Below are 23,368 nucleotides of genomic sequence, written 5' to 3'. Positions count from 1 at the left end.
ATATGTTGTTATTTTTCTTTCATTTTATTGTTTTTAAATCGCTCACTGGCCGTTTGGTAATAAGAAATAGTTTCTGAAATTAATTCCTCATTTTTATTTTCCGTTTCTAACATTGATTCATCTTTTTGAGATACGGAAAACTGTACAATTCTTTTTCTGTCGTCTATCTGGGTGAACAGGTTTTGTTTAAGTAAGCCTAATGTCCTGTAATTCCCTATAAACGCTCTTTCTTCGCCTGTTTCAGTTTGATTAATATCCCTGCCATATAAGTCTGAAGTATAGTTCCAGTTCAAATATCCGAACAATGTGGGCATTAAGTCAATTTGTGAAACTAATCTGTCTATTCTTTGTGGCGGGTGAGGCAGGTTATAAATTATTGCCGGAATATGATGCTTGTCAATGTTAATCTCCCATTTGCCCGCACTGCTTGCACAATGGTCGGCAACTATAACGAATACGGTATTTTTAAACCACAACTTCTTTTGCGCATCGGAAATAAATTTTCCTAATGCATAATCCGTATATTTTACAGCCGCATTCCTGTCACCTTGCGGAAGATTGATTCTGCCTGTTGGGAAAGTATAGGGCTTATGATTGGACGTGGTCATCACAAATTGAAAAAATGGTGTATTGGCTGCAAAGCTCTGATCAGCATATTTGATAGCCTGTTTGTATAAGTCTTCGTCACAAATTCCCCATGCATTTTCAAAGCTCACTTCTTTATCAGGAATAGTATACCGGCGTGTATCAATCTTATCAGATAATGGATTTCCCCTGTTTCTGTCTACAATGTCGAACCCCTGTCCGCCAAAAAAATTATTCATGTTATCAAAATAACCATCCCCACCATAAATGAAGAGAGGGTGATAATGCTTTTGCCTGAGTATGGTAGCAATAGAAAAGATATGCTGATTATCTGGTCTTCTTACAATACTATTGCCCGGGGTTGGTGGAACGCAAAGTGTAAGCGCTTCCATCCCTCTTACCGTTCTTGTGCCGGTTGCGTATAAATTGGTAAAGAAAATACTTTGATCAGCAAGGCTGTCATAATGATGTGTAAGATTTTCTTGGTTGCCAAACGCTTTTAAAAAATCTGCACTAAAGCTTTCTATAGCAATCAGGATGATATTAGGACGGCTTTCTTTTCCTCCTTGTGCTACCCTGTTTATATCGTCCCACTGGGCAGAGGTATAATGCTGGTTTTTCTGCAGGATATTTTTCTTTAAAACAGCGTATGCTTTTTTTTCATTGAGTTTGGGATAGAACATATCATAATCCAGTTCATTGGACCTGAATGCCGCAAAAAAAGAAAATACACCATTCTTTCCAACCTCATTTATTGCAGGGTTATCGCTAAAATCTGCCTGCTCGTTTTTCATTGTTCTTAATAACAGGAACGCAGTAAGCAATATGGGAAACGTATAAAATGCTCTGATGCGTATAGAACGTTTGTCAGAAAACGTGTTCCTCAGTACCCCTGTTTTATGCAGCAGCATAAACGTACTAATTACCAAAGCAATTAAAACAATAATAATAATCGGCAAGGGATACGACTGGTTAATATTGCTGACAACTTCGTAGGTATATATCAGGTAGTCAACTGCTATAAAATTGAATCTTACTCCAAATTCATCCCAAAAAGGAAACTCCGCTATCAAACTAAAAAAGATGATAATCAAAACAACAGAGAGATAGAGACAGGTAACTATCTTATCTGCTAATGAACCAATCCATTTTTTGGGAAACAGCAGAAGGTAAATAGCGTAGAGCAACAGGAATGATAATCCTATGGAAGTATCGAAAACAAATCCTGTAAGGAATGCCTTAAGAATATAAATTAAATTGAAATCAATATTTTTTGCAGACCACGAAAAGAAGACAACTCTTGTGAGAAATGATATCGTTATATACAATCCTAAAATTGTGAATAACGCGGAAAATCTGTTGTTTATAAGATTCAGTAATCTCCTGCTGGAAATCATATTTTGCCTGTTAAAAGGCGAGACAAAGTACCATATCAATTTAGAAGGAATTTTGAAGCTAGATTTCGCAGGGCGGATAGCGTTGCGTAAAAGCTAAAATTATATATGCAACTTCACCGGTTAACCATAACGGCTTCAAATATGTTACAAAGATCACTGAGCGCTTACCAGGGCGGGTCGTTTCTTTGCGCTTCTTTGTGTAAATACTTTGTGTATTTTGTGGTTAAAAACTAATTTAACCTTGGCAATCGCTTTGTATATCTCCGTACTTTGCTGCAACACAGTTTTGTTAATTTGACATATGCCACCAGGACGCAAAAATATTTGTTTCCCGCTATCTAAAATTTTACCGAAAAGAGATGCTCTTTATTGACGAAGTCATATTTCACTGTCCAGTCCTGAAGCTTGCATATTTCCTGAACAATTGAAAGTCCTAAACCACTACCGCGGTTATCGTCAGACATTCTTGAAAATCTCTTAAACAGCAAATCCGGATTGAGCGCTTGTTCTCCTGAATTGGAAACTTCAAAAGCAGATTTTGATAATGTAATCCTTGTGGAGCCTTCCGGTAAAGTATGCCGGATGGCATTGATCAGAAGATTATTGACTAAAACCTCTGTTAAACCACTATTGCCTTTTACTTCTACATTTGAAAGAATATCGGTGCTTACATCTATTTTCTTCTCTTTAAAATGTTCCTGCAAAGCCTCCATACTTTGAAGTACTATGGTATCAAACCTGATAAGCTCAGCACTATCGAACTGGCTGTTTTCAATTTTTGCAAGCAACAAGAGATTCTTATTTATTCGGGAACTTCTTATTAATGCTTTGTTCATTTCCTCCGCAATATGATATTGTCTTTCAGTCAGGTCATCACTTTGCAACAAAATATCCAGTTTGTTTTTCAGGATAGCCAGGGGTGTTTGCAGCTCGTGGGAAGCATTTTCCGTAAATTCTTTTTGATTTTTGTAAGTGGCAATACTGTGTTGAAGCAATTTGTCGAGCGTTGCGTTTAATTCAGCAAATTCTATAGTATCAGTATCCTGAAACTGAATTCTATTTTGACCATTTAGCTGAAATGATTTTAATTTCTGCAAAGTGTCCTGAAAGGGTTGCCATATTTTTTTCGAAAGCCTTCTGTTCAATATCCAGAAACCAACTACCAGAATCAGGAAAAACAGTAACGTAACCATTGCAATATAACCAACGGTTTCCTCTGTTTCTTCAATGTTCGTTTCAACAACCAGTGAATAATTCTGATTGTTGATCTTAATATTTGTCTTTAACCCACGAAAGCGGTCAATAGCTTCTTTTGTAGAATATGGATTTTGCCGCATCACCGTATACTGGCTATCCTTTACTAACGGCTGGTGAATAAGCGCTACCTTACTTACAGGCTGTATTTCATTCCAGAATTGAATGCTTTGAGCCAATTTTTCGTCGCTGATCTTTTGTTCATTAAACTCATTTTCTATTCTCTCCGCGATAAGTTCATTGTTTTCGTCTAATTCATTCAGCCATATCCAGTCCACTAACAGAAAATACGATGGAATACTCAGCGCAAAAACAATAAATGCAAAAACAGTGAGCTGCTTAAGTGACTTCTGCAATAGATTTTTCATCCTTCCCATTTGTATCCGGTACCGTAAACAGTTTTTAAAAATTGTTCGCATCCGGCTTCATTCAGCTTTTTCTTCAGGTTCTTTACGTGTGCATATACGAAGTCGTGATTGTCGAGCATATCAGCGAAATCTCCTGAAAGATGTTCAGCCAGGGTACTTTTAGAAAGTACCCTGTTTTTATTACCGATAAAGTATATAAGTAAGCCAAATTCTTTTTTTGTAAGTGTAACCACGGCCTTATTTACTGCAACCGTTTTTGCCAGAAGGTCTATTTCCAATTCACCCTGTCTTACAATATTGGAATTGTTGAATTGCTTTCTTCGTATCAGGGAGTATATGCGGGCCGTTAATTCAGACAGATGAAAAGGTTTTGTGAGATAGTCATCTGCGCCGATTTGCAACCCTTTAATCTTATCATCCAGGGAATTCCTGGCAGAAATTATAATAACACCGTCCTGTTTATTCTCTTTTTTCAATTCTTCTAAAATTTTTAGCCCATTGCCATCCGGAAGCGTTATATCCAGTAAAATACAATCATAATCAAATACTTCTATTTTTTTCATCGCTTCAGTAAAGGTAGCAGCAACCTCGCATAAGTAGCTTTCTCCTGAAAGATACTCTACAACACTTAGGGCAAGCTCTTTTTCATCTTCTATCAGCAGAATTTTCATAACACAAATTTAAAATCAGATTTCGAAGAAATCCTGAATAGAACTACAGCTATAGCATCCAATATTATTTCTGCATTATTGCATGCTGTTATTATATAAGGATAAAGTTGAATGTAAAGTTCCTGGTCTCTGCTTATAGCCTGTTGTGATGTTTGGCTAAACAGGAATAAGCTTTTTAAAAAATAATCCTTTCTAAACGTGAGATGTAAGATTAGCTTTCACGCCTCACATTTCACGTTTGACATATCACGAGGCTCTCATTAATTTGTTTCCCTATCATCCAAACCTCTGCTCCAATCAATACTCCCCCAAACCAGTCATGCTCGAAAAATGAGTTTTGATGCAGGCAAAGATGTTTTGTTATGGGTCTTTATGCCTATTTTCTTTTGGCGTGTTATCCTCAATAGATTGCTTATACCATTTGTGCTTTTGTAATCTCTTTATCGTTGGATTAATCAGTAAAAGAAAGAAAAGTGAAGTAAAAGTATTACTAATGGTGTAAGCCATTGCTACCTGTAAAGCCGGTTCCTGGCTAAAGGAAACAGCTATATTTTTCAGCAAACCAAAGAATGGGAACATCAGTATAACGCCGACAATGTTAAAAGTTGATGCTGACCACGCCACCAATTTTGAAATGGGGGAAAATCTGAGGCTTACCATTAAAGCTGTAGAGGTGGTACCTATATTGGCTCCTATCACAATAGGAATAGCAATGTCAATATTGATTGTACCCTGAGAAAGCAGTACAATAACCAAACCCACTACGACTGAGCTCGATTGAATGATTATTGTAATGATAATCCCATAAACAATTCCCAGTAAGGGATTAGATGCTGTTGACAAAATGCCAACCAAATAAGGGTCGTTTTTTATCGGTTCCATTGCCTGGCTGATAAATGACAGTGCAAAGAAGATAAAACCGAAGTAGAATATTGATTTTCCCGCAACGGCTATTTTAGCAGGAATCATACTGATGATTGTTCCCAATACGATAAAAAAAGGACCAAGAAAAGATGAGTTCATTGAAACGATCCACGCGGTAGAGGTAGTGCCAACATTAGTTCCAAGCAAGATCAGGATGCTGTCGCGAAAAGTGATTACACCGGCATTGACCAAAGAAACCGTAAGTGTGGATACTAAAGTACTCGATTGTATCACAGCGGTAAACACACCACCCAACAGAAATCCACCCAAAGGGATCCTGGTTATTTTTCTTATCCATTTGGAAAGTCTTTCTGCTCCTAAGTGTTCTATCTCCTTGCTGAAACTTTGTAACCCAAATACAAATAAAGCTATGGAAGCAATAATAATCGTTATCGTCTGAAAATTCTCGAACATTCCTGTTGCTGATTTAATAAATCTATATTCCTTTTTTAATCTTTGAGTCGTACTTTTTTATTGTATGTCCTTCCACCATTGGTAAAAAGATTGTCTCAACAGATTGTCTAACTTCACTTTTTCACCTATTAAGAGTGTCAAAACAGGCAACTTATTTGCTTCAGCCAATGCTGTAACTCTTTCGAGTGGTTCAAACCAATTATGCTGAGCCAGCAGGAACCTGGAATGATGAACAGGAAGAAAGCATTTTGCCCTGAGGTCACTTGCCGCCTTGACGGTATCTTCGGGAAAAGAATGTACAAAAGCCCATTTTTCGTTGTACTGCCCGCATTTCAGAACAGCAAGGTCAAACGGTCCGAATTGTTCACCAATTCTTTTGAAATGCGTTCCGTACCCGCTATCGCCCAAATCAACCCTGTTACCCAATTATGTTTTTCAATAACCTTTTTCTCTCAACCCCAATATTCAAAATGCTGGGCAACACCCAAACCGCAAATTACTTTATCTATACGGTTTTTAAGCGTTTCAACAGTTTGATAGTCGAGGTGGCCCAGCAGTCGTGTGTAATAAACAGATAATCTATTAATCAACAAAAGTCGCAGGGTTCGGCCCCTCATGTTCCGAAGCATATCTTGCCGCAAAAGCCCTGGCAAACTGTGTCACAACGCTCAAAGCATATTTCAGTTCGGCAAAACAGGAAGGGGCTTCTTTGAAAAATTTTCTTTCTTCTTTCGCAAATGTGCCCTTTTGTTTTCCCATTGCCAGATAAGTATATTTTTTTACGTTGTTTTCCTGTAATTCCAGATTGCAAAACCGTTTAATACTACGGCAAACATTGCGAGGTAACCGAGCTCTGTTCCCACATCTGCCAATCCGGCTCCCTTTAATACAATCAACCGGACGACTTTAATAAAATGCGTTACGGGTGTAAAGTCCGACATCGTTCTTGCCCAATCCGGCATACTGTCTACACTGGTGAAGAAGCCGCTCATCAGCATAAATATCATCATAAAAAAATAGGCGATAAACATTGCCTGCAACTGTGTATCGGCAAAAGTGGAAATCAATAATCCCAGGCCTAATAAGGCTACCAGATAGACGGCAGCAAACAAGTATAAAGCCAATAAACTGCCGGTGGGGAAAATGCCATAAACCAGGTACATTACCGTCAATCCTATAGTAAACACAATCATTCCTACAATCCAGAACGGAATTAGTTTTCCGAGTATGAACTGCCATTTTTTAATAGGCGTTACATTGATTTGTTCAATCGTTCCTATCTCTTTTTCCTTTACAATATTCAGTGCCGTAATAAAGCCTCCAATCATGGTGAGTAACAGTACCAATATTCCCGGCACCATATAGTATTTATATTCCGCCCTCGGGTTATACCAATTGATGCTCTCCACTGAGATTTTTGCGGAGGGTGCTGCTATCTGATTCTTAGGCGACTTTATGTTTACATCAAGATTGCTGTTAAAATCTGCCAATACCTGAACAAGGTACGCGCCACCCAAAGCGGCTTTTGTGCCGTTAATGGCATCTACAGAAAGATTCACTTTTTGGTTGCTTTCACGGACAAGATTTTTTTCAAATCCTGCCGGAATTTCCAACACCAGATCGGCATTACCATACTCAATCAGCTCCAATCCTTCTTTAAAGGAGCCGGGACTACCTGCAATTTTGAAATAACCAGATGAAGCTATCTTATTTTCCAGCTTTTGAGAATAGCTGCTGTGGTCATGATCAATATAAGCTACATTCACATTCTTTACTTCAAAATTGGCAGCCAGCGGCAGTATAATCAACTGCATTGTAGGTGCAACAAGCATCATCGCCAGAATTGTTTTGTCCCTCAAAATCTGGCGGAATTCTTTTTGTAATATAAAAAGTAATGTTTTCATTTTTTCCAATTAACGATTGATAGTTAACAGTGGACAATTGACGATTGACAGTTGACAATTGATGATGGACAATTGATGATGATAAGAACCTTCCTCCACTCATTTTATCATTGTCCATTGTTCATTCTCCATTAATTAAAGTCTAATTTTAAAATTCTTCAATGCCACAAACAACAACCCTGATGCCATTCCTGCCAGAATAAGCGTCTCTTTCCATACATAACTGAAGCCAAGCCCTTTGAGCATTATGCCTTTTATAATAGTATAGTAATATTTTGACGGAACGATATAGGAAAACCACTGAAACGCTTTGGGCATATTTTCCAACGGGAACATAAAACCTGTAAGCAACATGGTAGGCAGCATCATTCCCATCATAGAAATCAGCATTGCCGTTTGCTGCGAAGCGGTAACATTGGAAATCAGCAAACCCAGTGAAAGACAGGTTATGATGAAGAGGATACTTTCAGCGAAGATCAGTACCAGGCTGCCCTGTATTTCTATATTCAAAAAGAATACGGCAAGCAACAGGATGATGATAAAATCAATGAGCGACAGCACCAGGTAAGGAACTGCTTTCGCAATCAATACCATTATCGGCTTAAAGGGCGACACCAATAGTATTTCCATTGTGCCCAATTCTTTCTCACGCACTACTGCAACAGAAGTCAGTGCGGTGCTCACAATCATAAATATCAAAGCAATAACACCCGGAATGAAGTTGAGTGAGCCATTCAGATCTTCGTTATACAACATTCTCATTTCAGGAATAATCTGATAAGACAACCTTGCGGTTGGGTTCAATTCCTGCTGGTAATTATTGATAATGGTATTCAGATAGTTTGTTACCGTTGTTGCTGTGTTTGGGTCGGAAGCATCAGCGATGATCTGTATCTGTGCACCGCCGGTCTTATAAAGGTCTGAACCAAAATTTGCAGGAAAAAGAATAGCACATTTTATTTCACCCTCTTTAAAGCGGTTTTCAATTTCCTTATAATTCAATGCCGGTTTCTTAATCTGAAAATAGGAGCTTGACTGTATTTTTGAAATAATCTGTTCCGTTTGTACATCATGGGCGTTATCCAATATGGCGACGCCGATATTTTTCACTTCACTGCTTAATGCAAAACCAAATAATAAGATTTGGGCAACAGGCATTCCGAAGAGAATCAGCAGGGTGCGCCTGTCTCTGAATACATGGTAAAACTCTTTACGTATGAAAGCGAATAGTTGTTTCATTTGTTTTAATTGACAGTTGACGATTTTTCAATTGACGATTGACAATTGACAGTTGACGATGATTGTCCAATTGAGGATGACTTATTCTTTCTATTGTTATCCATAACTGTTTTTTTGTTTTTCAATTATTCACTGTCCACTGTCCACTCTCCATCGTCCATTGTTAATTGTCCATTCGTTTAGCTCCTCTTGCCAATTGATAGAAAACATCATCCATAGTATCAGTATTAAACTTGTTTTTAAGGTTTGCCGGGCTGTCTAACGCTTCTACACGACCGTCTACCATTACGCTGATGCGGTTACAATATTCTGCTTCGTCCATATAATGCGTAGTTACGAATACCGTAATCCCGTCGGCTGCCGCTTCGTAAATCATATCCCAAAACTGCCGCCTGGTTACAGGATCAACGCCTCCGGTGGGTTCATCCAGAAACACAATTTTCGGACGGTGGAAAATGGCAACCGAAAAAGCAAGTTTCTGTTTCCATCCCAAAGGCAGTTCGCCTACTAATTTTTTAGCTTCCTTTTCCAACCCCAATGTGGTGATCAGTTTGTTGCTGCGTGTTTTTATATCGGGCCTCGAAACGCCATACACTCCACCATAAAACTCAATATTTTCTAATATGGTCAGGTTATCATACAGGGAGAATTTCTGGCTCATATAGCCAATATTCTTTTTAATGCTTTCCTGCTGTTTGTATACATCAAAACCGGCTACGGTGGCTTGGCCTGAGGTAGGATAGGATAGCCCGCAAAGAATACGCATTGCGGTGGTTTTTCCTGCTCCGTTTGCACCGAGAAAACCGAATATCTCGCCTTGTTCTACATCAAAGGAAATTTCATCAACAGCTTTGAAAGCTCCGAACTGCTTGGTCAGTTTCCGACATTCAATGGACAATTGACGATTGACAGTTGACGATTGTTCAATTGAGGATGATTTATTCGTTCTATTGTTATCCATAACTATTTTTTGTTTTGCAATTATTCACTGTCCACTGTCCACTGTCCACTCTCCATTGTCTACTTTTAACTGTTCATTAATCGAATGAAGCAGTCTTCTATGCCTGGGATAATTTTCTTAATTACAAGATTTTTATGTCCGCTTTCAATCAGTCTACTTTTTACATTGTCCGTTGTCAATTGTCCATGGCCCATCGTAAAACGTGTATATTCGCCGGAGGCATAGCAGCTTTCAACTTCAGCCTCAGCGCGTAGATCCTGCAAGAGCTTGTAAATATTATCCGCTTTGGCAGCGAACAAGGCTTTAGGAAAATTGTTAATGATATTGCCGGGTGTATCAATGGACATTATACTGCCGTTTTGTATCAATGCGATACGGTCGCAAAGCGTAGCTTCATCCATATAAGGAGTGGAAACAACAATAGTGATGCCCTGCTTTTTCAGTTTGCCAAGCATATCCCAAAACTCTTTTCTCGAAACTACATCTACACCTGTGGTGGGTTCATCCAGAAACAAAACTTTAGGCTTGTGGATCAGGGCACAGCACAAAGCCAGTTTTTGCTTCATACCTCCTGAAAGTTTTCCTGCCCTCCTGCTGCTGAAAGGCTTTATCTGCTCGTAAATATCTTTGATGAGCTCGTAATTATCTTCAATGGTAGTACCAAAAACCGTTGCGAAAAAGCTGAGGTTTTCTTCTACTGTTAAATCCTGGTACAGTGAGAAGCGACCGGGCATATAACCTACAATATTTTGGATTTCCTTATAATCCTTAACCACATCAAATCCCTCTACCGTTGCCGTTCCGCTATCTGCAAGCAACAAGGTAGTCAGGATACGGAATATGGATGTTTTGCCTGCTCCATCGGGGCCAATCAAACCAAATAACTCGCCTTTAGCTACCTCAAATGAGGTATCATTGACAGCTTTTACCTCGCCTTTGTTATAGGTTTTGATGATATTTTTTACGCTTACTGAGCTCATATTAATTGACAGTTTTACAATTGACAATTGACAGTTGACAGTTGACGATTCATTGTCCATTGCCCACTCTCCATTAACCGCGTTTAAGTTTTTGCTTAGTTGTTTTTACTATACTGATGAGTAACTTTAAGATAGATAAACAATCTTCTTTCATTGAACCAAACTCCTGCTCTGTAAGAAAATCAGTATCCTTCAGTAACATCAACCAGTATTCGGTTTCATTAGCTTCTTTGAGTGCTATATTCATTTTGTTCAAAAAATCGGCTTTTGATTGGGTGTGTTCAGCTTCTTTAACTAAAGCACCTATCGCCGTTCCACTGCTCAATAATTGTTTTGATAGAACGTATTCCTTCTTTTTATTAGAAAGATGTTTATACAAATTCACAATCCGTATCGCGGAAGCATAACTTTTACCCGCTATAATATTTTCCATATTTTTATAATTAGCAATTGATGATTTTTCAATTAGCGATTAACAATTGAAAATTAACGTTTCATTGTTCACTGTCCATTATTCATTATTCATCATCCACCGTCCATTGTCAATTAAACAATACTTCTCCATACATTCCTATTTTCAGATAGCCATCATTCTTTACATTTACCTTGATAGCATACACCAGGTTGGCTCTTTCGTTTTTGGTTTGAATGGTTTTAGGTGTAAATTCAGATTTTGCTGAAATCCAGGTAATGGTTCCCTGGTACTCTTTGTAACCGCCTTTGCCATCATCAATCCTTACTTTTACTGATTGTCCGATTTTTACCTGTGGTAATTGTGCTCCGGTAATATAAGCCCTCAGATCAAGCGTTTCTGTATTAGCAATTCTGTAAAGAGGTTTGCCCATTGTTTGCATTTCTCCCTGCAGGGCATAGTTAGCCAATACAGTTCCGTTAATAGGGTTGATGATTTGACCTTTATTGATTTGTTCCTGAAGCTGTGCTGCCATTTTTTCCATTGGAGCTTTTTCGCTCAATATGCTGCGGTTCTGTGTATTGGTGTTATAGGTATTTATTTTTAATTGCTGTTCCGTAACTGCAATTTGCTTTTTCAACTGATCGATAGACGCGCTGATGTCGTCCAGTTGCTTGCGTGTGGCAGCATCTGCCTTTACCAGGTTTTCGGTACGATTTTTTTCTCTTAGCTGTTGTTCCAGTTGTGCTTTTTGCACTTCCAACTGACGGCGCACCAATTCAGCCTGGTCGTTGGGAGCTACTGTTTTTTGATTTAATGCTTCAATACTCGCTTCAGTCTGTGCTTTTTGGAGTTCCACAATTTTAACATCAATCTGACCAACATTATCACCAACTTTTAACTGATTTCCTTCTTTTACATTATAGGTAAGTAAAACACCGTTCTGTTGTGCCGATACAATAACTTCATCTGCTTCAAAGTTTCCCGAAGCATCATAGTCCATTTTGTTACTGCACGAAGCGAGAAATAATACTATTAAAACAATTAGCAATGACTTTCTAATTGGCAATTGACGGTTGACAATTGACAATGATTTTTTGATTGCCTTTAATAATACATTGATCTTATTTTCCATTTCTGTCTGTATTTTATTTTTTGAATTGCTTGTTTTCATCGTCCACTGTCCATCGTCCATTGTTCATTATCCACTGTCCATTAATTTAATTGCCTGACTTAAATTTTAAATTATACTGTGCCTGCAACAACTGTATCTGGTGTAAGATGAGGTTTTGCTTTGCTGCATTTTCATTATTGACCTTCTGGATATATTCGTGGGTAGTAATAACACCGTTTGCCAGTTGTGCAGAAGCTGACTGGGTAACTGCTTCTCTCAATTCAATCGTTTTATTGTCCTGGCCGATGATTTCCGTGTACTTCTTTATGTTTTCATCCTGTTGGGCAATATCCATTTGTACGTTACGGATAAAAGTTTCTTTGTCTGTATCTGCAGCCTGGCTGTTCAGATCGTAAATAGCGCGTTGATTTTTCAGTGTATAAAGACTTCCGAGTGACCAGTTAAGCCGGATACCGGTAATATACCACGCTCCGAAATCATTAGAAATAGGATTAAGCGTGGGTCTTCCGTAAGCACCCTGGAAAAATGCTTTGAATGTGGGCATATAGCCTGATTTCAGTTGTTTTGTTTGTGCTACGTGAATGTTTTTTTGCAAATCATACAGTTTCAGTTCCGGGCGGTTGATTTCTCCTGATGGCAGCTCAGGTTCAGGTTTCAGCAGTTCCGAAGAAGATGCAACTTCCTTACCTATAAAAACAGAAAGCATTTTCAGAAAAGCCGAGCGGTTTCCCCCGTAATCAATGTTTGAAGATTTTGTATTTTCTATTTCGGCTTTGATTTCGTTTACATCACTGGCATAAGCCGTTCCGTATTTGTAGGCAGCTTCTGTTTTGTCCAACTGGGTTTGGAGATTGGCAATTTTAAGATTGTTCAGTTCCAGTTGTGCATCCAGCAAAAGGATAGAAAAGAAAATAGCGTTGATACGGTCGTTTATCGCATACAGTTCCACTTCCACATTTTGTTTTTGTAAGCCGGCATTGGCCTTTGTTATCTCATTCTGATAACGGGTATTTCCGCCATCAAACAATAACTGCTCCACCTCTCCAGAAATTTTATACTGGTCTTTGCTGAATGCGGGTGGCGAAAAGCCCAAAGGAGAAGAAGCCCCGCCAAGCAAATCACCATAATCCACTACCTGCGACTGGTAAGTAGCCTGTCCCGCTATATTGAATTGCGGCAAAAATTTTTTTCTGGCGTTATTTATAGTATAATCTGCCGACTTGGTCACCAGGTCCATTTTCTTAACCGCCGGATAGTTTTCCTTTGCCAGCCGGTAACATTCATCCAACGTGAGCCACTGTGCATTGACAGCGTTGACAGCTAATATCCAGTAGCAGGCAGCCAAAATTGCTTTTTTTATCATCTTGTTTGTCATTTCGTTTTAATCATTTGATTAGTTTAAGAGAAAAAAAATTATTTTGCCTTCATCATCGCTTTTATCCAAACCGGTATCAGCTTTTTACGTTCCTGCATCATTTTGCTAAATTCCGCATCATTCATTCCGTTCACTGTTTGCAGCAAAGGTTTGGCGAGGAAAGGGAACACTGTCAATCCTAAAAGGTTCATCAAAAAATGTAAAGGATCGGGTTCTGTAATCTTTCCTTTTGCTACCGCTTCCTGGTGTTGCTTAAAAAATATGGAGTTCAAAACAATTTGCTTAATCGGCAGTTTTTCTGCTAATCCACTTGCGTTGTTGCGCATTTCGCTCAACATAAAAATCGGGATATTCGGCTCTTTGGTGATGAAGTCAATGTAGTTGGAAGCGATTTGTTCTACTTTCTTTTCAATCGTGGTTCTCCCGTCATTTAATACCATTGACATATTTTGCACAAAACCTGTAACTGTTTCAAGTATTATGATATTAAACAACTTTTCCTTACTCCGGAAATAATAATTAAGCAGCGCCAGGTTGATGCCTGCTTCCTCCGCAATATCTCTTGTGCGGGTAGCTGCGAAGCCTTTTTTATGAAATACGGTTCGGGCAGCTTCTTTTATTTTTTCTTCGGTTGAGGTGTCCAATGTTTTTATTTCCTTCTTCATCGCCATTGTGCATTAAAATTCGTGTCAGGCACAAAGATATAAACAAGTTTTTGATTTATCCAAACGTTTTAATCAAATGATTAAATTTTGAACAAGTCCAGCCTGGAACTGCTGACGGTGTAAGATACAAAAGTTGAAAATATATTTTATTGTTCATTAGTGTTCGGTCGGCCGGATATGTAGTGGATAGTAGCACTAAGATGAGGATTTATTCGACGCCCCTGCTGACGCAAAACTGCCTGTTGCCTGTAGTTTTATTTCCATTTCCAATTCAAATCTTCTATATAGTTTATTTTTAGTCTGCCACAAAGCTGTCTTAGTTCTTGTCTCAATTGGGGAATATTACTAATCTTTGATTTGGGGATTATCAAGTGCCCACCAGTTCTGAGACTCGGATAAAAATACTCACCAGTTTCGGTCACATTTTCAAGTTCTGACAAATTGATTTTGGATTCTCCTGTAATGTCATTTGTCTCTATTACATTTTCAGCAAAATGAATATTTGCGGTCTGTCCAAATCTGTTTTTATATGTGTCTGAAATAAATTTGGCATAGTGACTTTTATATTGATTTCGCTGATAAAGTGGATAAAATATTAACGACACTATTCCAAATGCTAAGAAATAATATGCAAGTAATGGATTATTGCTGTCAAAAAACAAAAAACCCAACAGAAAGAATGTACCAGAAGCGATTAGCCAAGATTTTAATCGCTTCTTTTTTATTCTGTCAATCTTAGATGCTAAAAATAATTGATGTTGCAAAAAGTCGTTTTGGTCTAATTGATATGTCAAAGTCATGTTCCAAAAGTGTGGTGCTCAAAAATTACAGGCAACGGTAAAGCATTGGCGATGGCAGGGCATTTGAAAATCGTCTGCCCGGACTGCTGCCGATTTAAAAACCGAAGATGAAGATATGCACAAAAGCCAAATTATTAACGTCAAGTTGGGACTGAAGTTGATAGCGAACAAAAAGACGAGGATATATTCTCCGCCCCCTGCTATTGCCAATGCAATGTTAGCGGTTAGGGCTTCTTCGTCTTGCTATATTTATCCTGTCTGCAATCGTTTTGCTTCAGCTAAATCAATTCTTGCTTTTTGACCATGCTTCTCAAGTAAAAAAAGAAGGTTACTGCCATTTAGAAGTGTTAAAGGTTTGTTCTTTGCAAATTCGTAGGCATCCGGACCATAGTCAGCGGTCGAAACTAAAATCCCTTTTGTCGCACCTTCATTCATTACAGTTCCATAAAGGTCACGAACTGCAGAAACACCAACTGTATTTGTATATCGTTTCGCCTGTATCACAATTTTACCTCCACGAATTGGGTCTGGGTCGAATGCAACTGCGTCCACGCCACCATCACGACTTGCTTGAGTTACTTTTACTTCTCCACCATTTGAACTAAACTCCTTTTCAAATAATTCTCTGATTAAATGCTCAAAGTCCTCCCAATTTAACGTTGCTAAATTGTGTCCTTCGTTAAGGGTATTTGCAACGTCATACGATGAAACAAAACGTTTATCGCTTCTGTTAACCTGGATGAGTGGTTGAACTGCTGTAATTCCACTCAGTTTGCTACTTCCTACACCCTTTAAACTTTTAAAGCATGCTTTAGGGTCAACATTGGCAAGTTCGATTTGAATAAATTCGTCCTTCCTTGCTTGAACTGAAACAATGCAATTGTTTACTTTTTTACCAGTTGCCTTGTTGATGGTTTCAACCCAACCATTAAATACTACGATATCAATTCCGTTTGCTTTGTCAGCCTCAAAAATTTCGTGAAGTGTACGAAGACAGATATTATAAATACTTGTGTCGTACATTTTAGAAAGCTGTGTATCAGAAATAAAATACTCTTTTAATTCCTTTTTGGTAGCTATGTATTTTACCTCTGAAAGTTTCGGAAAATCTTCAGGGGCTGGTAAAACATATTCGATGATTAAAAGTCTGTTGTCTGGGTTATATTCAAGGTCAAAGTCTTTTGGGAAGCTATCTGGATATTCGGAATTATTTAAAACAAGTTCGCAATATTCGATAATTGAATTTGCATCACCTTTAAAATATAGTTCTTTTAAAGTTTCAATCTTTTGATTATGCTCCTCCTGAACCCTTAAATACTCCTTTTTTTCTTCTTCCCATTTGCTTTCAAGAACGTTGTATTTCTTTCTAATTTCTTCTTTTTGCCTTTCTACTTCTTGAAGCAATAAATTGTATTTGGTATCTAATTCAGAATTGTATGAGTTAGTTTGTTTAACCAACTCCTCCCATTCTGTCATGGCAGTTTTGTAAGAATTTTCTGAGTGGTCAATTTTCTTTTGAGCCTTTGATTTCAGCAACTTATCCATAAATGTAAGTTTTGGCTGAAAATGCATTTGATTAGGCTGCAAGGGAATTGCTTTATGGGAAGGACTTTCGGGAAGTGGTATTTGTTTAAATTCTTTTTCTATCGAGTTTTTTGGGTTAGGTACTTTAAATTTCTTTGTATCCTTTAAACTATTCCAGTCTATTGTATCGTCCATATCAAGCGTATGAACTAGCAAGTTCTCGATTTCATCAAGTTTTTCTTTTGCTTCTAAAGTTCTTTCTTCTGCAAGATTGAGATTTGCTTCTTTGTTTGCTTGTGACTTATTTTTGAAAACGATTTTCTCCCATTGCTCATCCCACTTTTTAAATTGAGCTTCGATTTTATTGTCTAAAATCCACTGGTCTTTGTCTTTGAGTATTCTATAAGTTCCAAGGCCTTGATGCCTGATTTCCGCAACATACCTTATGTCATAACTTCTGGTATATTCCTCGGTTTGGTCAATGTCGTGCAAATCGTCGAAGTTTTGTGTCATGCTATGATAGTTTGGTGATGTCTGGTAGCCTTACCGCTAACTCAAATATTTATGTTATTATCCGCAATATGCAATTATTGATAACCAGCATTTTAATGTTATGAATTTTATATTGTGGTTGCGCCAATACAACTTTAGCTTTCTCATAGTGTCATTTCAGCCAGCGTTTCTTAATAACTCGCATCGGTTTTGCTACAACGTACTTTTCTAGATAATGCACTCTTCAAAATACGCAAACGCAAAACGATACTCCAACTAACATGGAATATGAGGTCAAAGCCACTAACATTTTATTGAATTGGGTTCGGGTAGTGGCAGGCAATCTAAGATGAGGATTAATTGTATTACTAATTTAGTAATATTTTATAAATGAGCAAATTTTTAAAACAGCAGTTAAAATATTTTTGCCGGGGTGTAAAGAGGGTTTCAATCCATAAATAATGAGGGATTCATTTTACCAAATGGAGAAAAAATAAACTAAAGATAATTCTGCAGGCAGTACATATTTACAAATGCATATTGCTTTCAATAGCCCCAATTCTACGGCAGCGGGTAGTGTAATAATACTTAGAAAGGTTAAATTATGAATTTGCCGCATGAGATTAACTTGCCGTATTCGGCAAGTGCCACTGACTAATTTCACTTTGTTTAAGACACTTTGGAAGTAAATATCCCCAAATCTCCCCATGCGTGTATGGTATGCCTCGCTTTGATTTATGGCAGGAAAAGGAAAATAATACTACTATGGAGTCAATTTTGACGCTGTATTTATGGTGCTGTTAACGTGTCTGTCTTGCCGCAACGTTTATCATTTCTTTCTTACAGCATTGATCAGAAATGCATACAATTCAATAATACGTTCTGATAAAAAAATAATTTTCCTGGTGCTTAAATGTAGCTTAATTGATTTGCCTGTATTATTCGCAATGTCATTTAGTTCGGTTTGGTTTTTGAAATTACGCTATAAGGTAAAAAAAACCAAACAATTGTTATGGCCAAGTCAACATCTACTCCAGGCAAAAAATCAAAATCGGCAGATCTTTTAAAGTTTACTACAGATGCCACTAATGCAACAATAACCACAGACCAGGGGTTAAAAATTAATGATGATCATAATTCGCTCAAAGCTGGAGAACGTGGAGGAACATTACTGGAAGACATGATTTTACGTGAAAAGATTACTCATTTTGATCATGAACGTATTCCCGAAAGGATAGTACATGCAAGGGGCAGTGGAGCGCATGGTATTTTTAAGCTGAATAGATCATTAAAAGAATTTACCAAAGCGGCATTTCTTTGTGATACCAGCCGTGAAACGCCTGTCTTTGTCCGGTTTTCAACTGTTGCGGGTTCGAGAGGTTCTACAGATCTTGCCCGGGATGTACGCGGATTTGCCGTAAAGTTTTATACTGCAGAAGGCAATTACGATCTTGTGGGAAATAATATTCCTGTCTTCTTCATACAGGACGCGATGAAGTTTCCCGATCTTATTCATTCAGTAAAACCTGAGCCTGATAATGAGATTCCCCAAGCGGCCTCTGCCCACGATACTTTTTGGGATTTTATTTCCCTGATGCCTGAAAGCACACACATGGTGATGTGGGTAATGAGTGACAGGGCAATACCCCGAAGCCTGCGCATGATGGAAGGGTTTGGAGTACACACATTCCGCCTGGTTAACGATAAAGGTCAGGGGAGCTTTGTGAAGTTTCACTGGAAGCCTGTACTGGGCATTCATTCCGTGGCGTGGGATGAGGCACAAAAGATATCAGGCAAAGATTCCGATTTTCACCGCAGGGATCTATGGGAAGCGATAGAAGAAGGGAATTATCCTGAATGGGAATTGGGTGTGCAGATCATTCCTGAGAAAGATGAGCATAAATACGCGTTTGACCTGCTCGATCCTACTAAACTGGTACCGGAAGAACTGGTGCCTGTACAGATCATCGGGAAGATGACGCTAAACCGTAATCCTGATAATTTTTTTGCGGAAACAGAACAGGTGATGTTCAGCCCTGCGCACCTTGTGCCAGGTATAGATTTTACCAACGATCCTTTGTTGCAGGGCCGTTTATTTTCTTACACAGATACACAGTTGTCCAGGTTGGGTGGACCTAACTTTCATCAAATTCCTGTTAACCGGTCAGTAAATACCATTTATAATAATCAGCGGGACGGGCATATGCAGATGCAAATCAATAAGGGGAAATCAAGCTATTCGCCTAACAGCATAGGTGGTGGATGTCCTTTTTTAGCAAAGGCTGCTGAAGGAGGCTTTACTTCTTACGCGGAAAGGATTGATGCCCGGAAAATAAGGGGGCGCAGTAAAAGTTTCAGGGATCATTTCGGGCAGGCGGCATTATTTTATGACAGCCAGAGTGAGCCGGAGCAACAGCATATTAAAGACGCTTTCAGCTTTGAATTATCTAAAGTTACGGCGCCGGCCGTAAGAGAGCGGATGGTAAATACGCTAACGAATGTCAATTTAGAGCTTGCAAAATATGTTGCTGGTAAACTAGGATTACCATTACTCCAAAAAGCAATACCGGTAGAAAATGGCGCTATACCTGCTGATGGAAATCCTAAAGACTACGCACCCTTAAAAGTAAAGCAGGATATAGAACAATCACCTGCCCTGAGCATGGCCGGTTCTAAAAAAGGAATTATCGCCACTCGCTGCATCGCAGTACTTGTTGTTAATGGAACAAATGCTGCTACCCTTCGTGAATTGCAAAAGGCGACGGCTGCAAAAGGAGCGAAGATAAAGTTGATAGCTCCGACACTTGGTGTTGTAAAAACTGCTGACGGAAAACAAATACAACCGGACGAAACATTATTCAATACCGCTTCCGTACTTTTTGATGCTGTATATATACCTGGTGGAAAGATGGCCGTTGATGCTTTAGCGGCAGAACCGGATGCCATTCATTTTGTAAATGAACAGTTTCGTCATTGTAAAGCAATCGGGGCGGATAAAGATACTGCTGCATTTATGGAAAAGACCAGTTACCACGATGGTGAAGGCATTATCACTGACGGCAATATCAAACAATTTCTGAATGCTGTGGGTCAGCATCGCTTTTGGGAAAGGGAAACAGGAAGAAAAGCTCCTGCCTAATACTTGTCATTTAATTTAATTAATAGTTTAATCTTAAAATTTTGATCATGCCTAAAACGACTAAAAAAGCAGCAAAAAAAGTTCCTGCAAAAAATGATGCTGCAGAAGAATTGCTGGACTTCTTTGTGGATGGATTGAAAGATATTTACTGGGCAGAAAAAGCGCTTGTTAAAGCATTGCCAGGTATGCAAAAGAATGCCTCATCAGAAAATCTTAAATCCGCTATCGGTGATCATTTGAAAGAAACAAGGGGACATGTGAGCAGGATTGAAGAGGTATTCAAATCTATTGGAAAGAAAGCAGTAGCGGCTAAATGCGATGCCATGGACGGTTTGCTTAAGGAAGGAAAAGATATTCTTAAAGAAACGCAACCAGGGGCAGTCAGAGACGCAGGAATTATTGCAGCCTCTCAAAAAGTAGAACATTATGAAATCGCTACCTACGGTACACTCGCAACATTTGCCCGTCAATTAGGACATAAAGAAGCTGTACAATTATTAAATGAAACGCTCAAAGAAGAAAAAAACTGTGATTCCCTTCTCTCTAAATTAGCCATATCTGAAATCAATCTTAAGGCTATATAACAGCATTTAAAAAGATTCGTTGTATTCCGGAGCAGGTAAATAGTCTATTCCATTTTAGATTATTTACCTGTTATTTTTAGTTTAACTCGGAAACCCACCGTCTTTGACGGTGGTAATATTCGTTGGGCTACGCCGAATGGTTAAATTTGGGGGAAGAGCAAATATAAGAAGCAATCGCACGTAGTATATAAATGCGATTATCATATAGTGTGGACACGGAAGTATAGATTTCGAATTTTAACGGGCGAAGCTGGATTGCAGATGCAAAGAGATATACGGATGTACAGTGAATACTAATGTATTAAACATCCTGGACAATGGTAACGTTGGCTATAGCGCAAATCCTAAATACTCAGCGCAAACATAACGCTCAAAAGATAAAAACAAGGCGGATAGGATCCGTGCTATACGACAGCGAAAAAGTAAGCTGTCAACTTAATTGTAATGAACTGCTTTACCTGCCTGCCGGTAGGCAAGTACGAGGTTCGTACGGAAATGTATCCCGCCCAGGCGGGAGTGGTTTGAGAGGCGCGCCTCATTACCTGCAAGCGGTGAGACCGCCTGCTCGATTAGCAGCTACCTTTATAGGTTGGTTTCTTGAATGACAATGTAATCCTGCACCATCGTGATGTACAGGCATACAATCAATCTGTACTATCTTTCTGCTGACAAATGCTTTTTCTAAAGCCGCTTTGGCGAGTTCGTCCCTTAACCTGTATTCTTCAGGCAAACCTTCTTTCCAATATTTTGAAGTTATGATAATGTCATTGGCAATTACAAAGTTCATATATCCTGCCGGCAAATAAAACGCTACAGTATCGGTGGTTACATTGGCAAAATAAGATTGTTCTATTGGGTGTAATTTTTGATAATTTACCTTTTTTGAAATAAGCGGCATTGTTGGGATTCTGATAATTTTAAAAGGTTTTCCATCTTGCAGCGTACTGTTTTTCAAAATTTCATAATTGGTTTCCATTCGGTTAAATGTTTCTTTTGAAATTGGATTTTCGACAGTATCTTTTGCAGGTACTTCTGCAAGCAATACCGTATGCGTATCTGTAAAGCGGCAAAATTCATCTATATGTCCGCCTGTTCCGATACCGTAGATGCCGTTTTCCAATTTTTTCCATTCCTCTTCTTTCGGCCCATTTTTCAGCCAAATAATTTTAGTAACACCCAAAACCCTTTTGTATTCGTTTTCTATCTGCTCTTTTGTAAGTTTTGGATTCCTGTCTAACTCAACCGATTCTACCAAAAGCATTGTTCCCTGTCCATTGGTTTGCCAGGCGCCACCTTCTGAAAAAAGTTCAGAAGAAACAACAGGTAAGTTCATTTGTTTCGCTATATGCCTGTCAATTTCTTCTGCACGTTTGTCCGGGTGTTGATACCGAAAATCAGCTAATGCCATATTCCCTTTTCCGTCTAATAAAAAAACAGGTCCGGGATCTTGAAGCGAACCAAAAACCATATTGCCAAAAATCAGTTCAATCCTTGATGTATCAATTTTATTTTCTAACAGTTTTTCAAAAATTTGTTTTTCTGTAGTTGCTTTGTCAAATTTCGGAAGTTCGCCATAATAAATTTTTACTTTTACATATGGGTGTATTTCTTTAACTGCTTGAAGAATAGTTGTATAAAATGGTTCGCCACCTAAAAAACCGTATGGAACCCAACTAAACCAAATATATTCCTGCTTTTCAAATTCTGCAGGAATTGTCCAAGTGTCTTTTTTAGGTTCACAACTAATAAAAGGGCTCACGAAAATAAATGTAGATACTAGTAGAATATTTCTCATTTGCAATAGATTTTGATCACCTGTATGCCTTTAAGGATGCTTACAACGTCAGTCTGTTTTAAAACTAGTGTTGTTGTAAAAGTAATTTTTTAGAAGCTAATACAGGCTTATTGTGAGCTTCAAATTTTGGAACAGGGAAGGTTGTAATTAAAAACAGCCTAAGAAAATAAGGCTTTAAAAAGGTTTGTAGTAAGCCTGTAAATGACAAAAATAAAAGCCCAGACCCGCTCAATTTGCCACTGGGTGTTGATTACATTAGTTGGATAGTTAGTCATACTAATTGGGTCACAATTAGTACCAATAACTCAGCTTTAAGCAATAGCCTTTTTCCCAATGTTAATATCCTCTCCAATATTCCTGTTTCCTGTATTGTTTTTTTAATCTATTTTAAACAGCTTCTTGGTTATTTTTGTATTATTATTTTTCCTGCGAGTAAATTATGTTCATTTTTTATTGCCAGATAATAAATTTCATTGGTCAGAGAACCGGAGTTTAATAGAATTTTATTTTTACTTTTTTGGGATGGAATTTTGAATAGTACTCCGCTACTGTTATAAAGGGTAACCAGAATATCTTTTGTATTGCTGAGCTCTACCTTAATCCAGTTAGATGCAGGATCCGGATATATTTTAATAATATTATCAGGCTTATAAAGCCTTAGATTTATTTTGTGACTGTATGCTATTCCAATATAATTGGTAGGATTATTCTGGAAGACTCCTACAGAGCGGCTGAAGAGCGTGCCTTCCT

21 protein-coding genes are annotated in these 23,368 nt (G+C 38.3%); 3 read left to right on the top strand and 18 right to left on the bottom strand.

Translation table 11 applies throughout. From position 1 onward, the window contains the following. Window positions 1-8: 8 nt before the first annotated feature. The 16 genes from DC498_RS09935 to DC498_RS09865 form a co-directional block, all read right to left on the bottom strand. Complete coding sequence (locus DC498_RS09935) at window positions 9-1,913, bottom strand: LTA synthase family protein (protein WP_206197582.1); 1,905 nt, start codon at window positions 1,911-1,913, stop codon at window positions 9-11. A gap of 407 nt (window positions 1,914-2,320) precedes the next feature. Beyond that, entirely contained in the window at window positions 2,321-3,604 is a 1,284-nt protein-coding gene (locus DC498_RS09930) for a type IX secretion system histidine kinase PorY (protein ID WP_116873988.1), read from the bottom strand. Further along, a complete protein-coding gene (locus DC498_RS09925) occupies window positions 3,601-4,275 on the bottom strand; it encodes a response regulator transcription factor (protein ID WP_116873987.1) in 675 nt (224 codons plus the stop codon). The genes DC498_RS09930 and DC498_RS09925 overlap by 4 nt, the downstream gene beginning before the upstream one ends. Window positions 4,276-4,635: 360 nt before the next feature. Beyond that, complete coding sequence (locus DC498_RS09920) at window positions 4,636-5,613, bottom strand: Na/Pi cotransporter family protein (RefSeq protein WP_116873986.1); 978 nt, start codon at window positions 5,611-5,613, stop codon at window positions 4,636-4,638. Window positions 5,614-5,670: 57 nt separating this feature from the next. After that, window positions 5,671-6,039: an MBL fold metallo-hydrolase gene (locus DC498_RS09915; protein ID WP_116873985.1), complete on the bottom strand. Its 369-nt coding sequence runs from the start codon at window positions 6,037-6,039 to the stop codon at window positions 5,671-5,673. 156 nt (window positions 6,040-6,195) lie between these two features. Continuing rightward, window positions 6,196-6,372 (bottom strand): hypothetical protein, encoded by a 177-nt coding sequence (locus DC498_RS26160; protein WP_165813806.1) that lies wholly within the window; start codon window positions 6,370-6,372, stop codon window positions 6,196-6,198. Window positions 6,373-6,392: 20 nt separating this feature from the next. Then, window positions 6,393-7,517 (bottom strand): ABC transporter permease, encoded by a 1,125-nt coding sequence (locus tag DC498_RS09910; protein WP_116873984.1) that lies wholly within the window; start codon window positions 7,515-7,517, stop codon window positions 6,393-6,395. Between the two features lie 135 nt (window positions 7,518-7,652). Then, complete coding sequence (locus tag DC498_RS09905; RefSeq protein ID WP_116873983.1) at window positions 7,653-8,756, bottom strand: ABC transporter permease; 1,104 nt, start codon at window positions 8,754-8,756, stop codon at window positions 7,653-7,655. Between the two features lie 163 nt (window positions 8,757-8,919). Beyond that, window positions 8,920-9,717 carry an ABC transporter ATP-binding protein gene (locus DC498_RS09900; protein ID WP_116873982.1) on the bottom strand — a complete coding sequence of 266 codons (798 nt, stop codon included), beginning with the start codon at window positions 9,715-9,717 and terminating at the stop codon, window positions 8,920-8,922. Between the two features lie 65 nt (window positions 9,718-9,782). Beyond that, entirely contained in the window at window positions 9,783-10,697 is a 915-nt protein-coding gene (locus DC498_RS09895; protein ID WP_116873981.1) for an ABC transporter ATP-binding protein, read from the bottom strand. A 73-nt stretch (window positions 10,698-10,770) separates the two neighbouring features. Further along, complete coding sequence (locus DC498_RS09890) at window positions 10,771-11,130, bottom strand: four helix bundle protein (RefSeq protein WP_116873980.1); 360 nt, start codon at window positions 11,128-11,130, stop codon at window positions 10,771-10,773. 109 nt (window positions 11,131-11,239) lie between these two features. Further along, on the bottom strand, window positions 11,240-12,244 hold the full coding sequence (locus DC498_RS09885; RefSeq protein WP_116874097.1) for an HlyD family secretion protein: 1,005 nt from the start codon (window positions 12,242-12,244) through the stop codon (window positions 11,240-11,242). A gap of 85 nt (window positions 12,245-12,329) precedes the next feature. Continuing rightward, complete coding sequence (locus DC498_RS09880; protein WP_116873979.1) at window positions 12,330-13,619, bottom strand: TolC family protein; 1,290 nt, start codon at window positions 13,617-13,619, stop codon at window positions 12,330-12,332. Window positions 13,620-13,657: 38 nt separating this feature from the next. After that, complete coding sequence (locus DC498_RS09875) at window positions 13,658-14,284, bottom strand: TetR/AcrR family transcriptional regulator (RefSeq protein WP_240627950.1); 627 nt, start codon at window positions 14,282-14,284, stop codon at window positions 13,658-13,660. 254 nt (window positions 14,285-14,538) lie between these two features. Next, a complete protein-coding gene (locus tag DC498_RS09870) occupies window positions 14,539-15,084 on the bottom strand; it encodes a hypothetical protein (RefSeq protein ID WP_116873977.1) in 546 nt (181 codons plus the stop codon). 249 nt (window positions 15,085-15,333) lie between these two features. After that, the gene (locus tag DC498_RS09865; protein ID WP_116873976.1) at window positions 15,334-17,121 is read right to left on the bottom strand and encodes a restriction endonuclease; all 1,788 of its coding nucleotides are present in this window, start codon (window positions 17,119-17,121) and stop codon (window positions 15,334-15,336) included. 991 nt (window positions 17,122-18,112) lie between these two features. Between DC498_RS09865 and DC498_RS09860 the strand changes: the two genes are divergently transcribed. The 3 genes from DC498_RS09860 to DC498_RS26780 all read left to right on the top strand — a co-directional run bounded on the left by DC498_RS09860 (window position 18,113) and on the right by DC498_RS26780 (window position 21,120). Continuing rightward, window positions 18,113-20,239 (top strand): catalase, encoded by a 2,127-nt coding sequence (locus DC498_RS09860; RefSeq protein ID WP_116873975.1) that lies wholly within the window; start codon window positions 18,113-18,115, stop codon window positions 20,237-20,239. 47 nt (window positions 20,240-20,286) lie between these two features. Continuing rightward, a complete protein-coding gene (locus tag DC498_RS09855) occupies window positions 20,287-20,823 on the top strand; it encodes a YciE/YciF ferroxidase family protein (protein WP_116873974.1) in 537 nt (178 codons plus the stop codon). Between the two features lie 144 nt (window positions 20,824-20,967). Beyond that, the gene (locus DC498_RS26780; protein ID WP_370443901.1) at window positions 20,968-21,120 is read left to right on the top strand and encodes a transposase; all 153 of its coding nucleotides are present in this window, start codon (window positions 20,968-20,970) and stop codon (window positions 21,118-21,120) included. A gap of 241 nt (window positions 21,121-21,361) precedes the next feature. Here DC498_RS26780 and DC498_RS09845 read toward each other — a convergent pair whose 3' ends face one another. Both DC498_RS09845 and DC498_RS26775 read right to left on the bottom strand, forming a co-directional pair. Beyond that, window positions 21,362-22,618, bottom strand: coding sequence for an agmatine deiminase family protein (locus DC498_RS09845; RefSeq protein WP_116873973.1), 1,257 nt, complete (start codon window positions 22,616-22,618; stop codon window positions 21,362-21,364). Window positions 22,619-23,021: 403 nt separating this feature from the next. Then, window positions 23,022-23,246 carry a T9SS type A sorting domain-containing protein gene (locus DC498_RS26775; protein ID WP_370443900.1) on the bottom strand — a complete coding sequence of 75 codons (225 nt, stop codon included), beginning with the start codon at window positions 23,244-23,246 and terminating at the stop codon, window positions 23,022-23,024. Window positions 23,247-23,368: the final 122 nt, after the last annotated feature.

The organism is Terrimonas sp. (genome assembly GCF_003075435.1).
In the GTDB taxonomy this organism is placed as follows: Bacteria; Bacteroidota; Bacteroidia; order Chitinophagales; family Chitinophagaceae; genus Agriterribacter.
The sequence above is the reverse complement of the archived record's forward strand: the minus strand, read 5'-3'. Positions and strand labels throughout refer to the sequence as shown.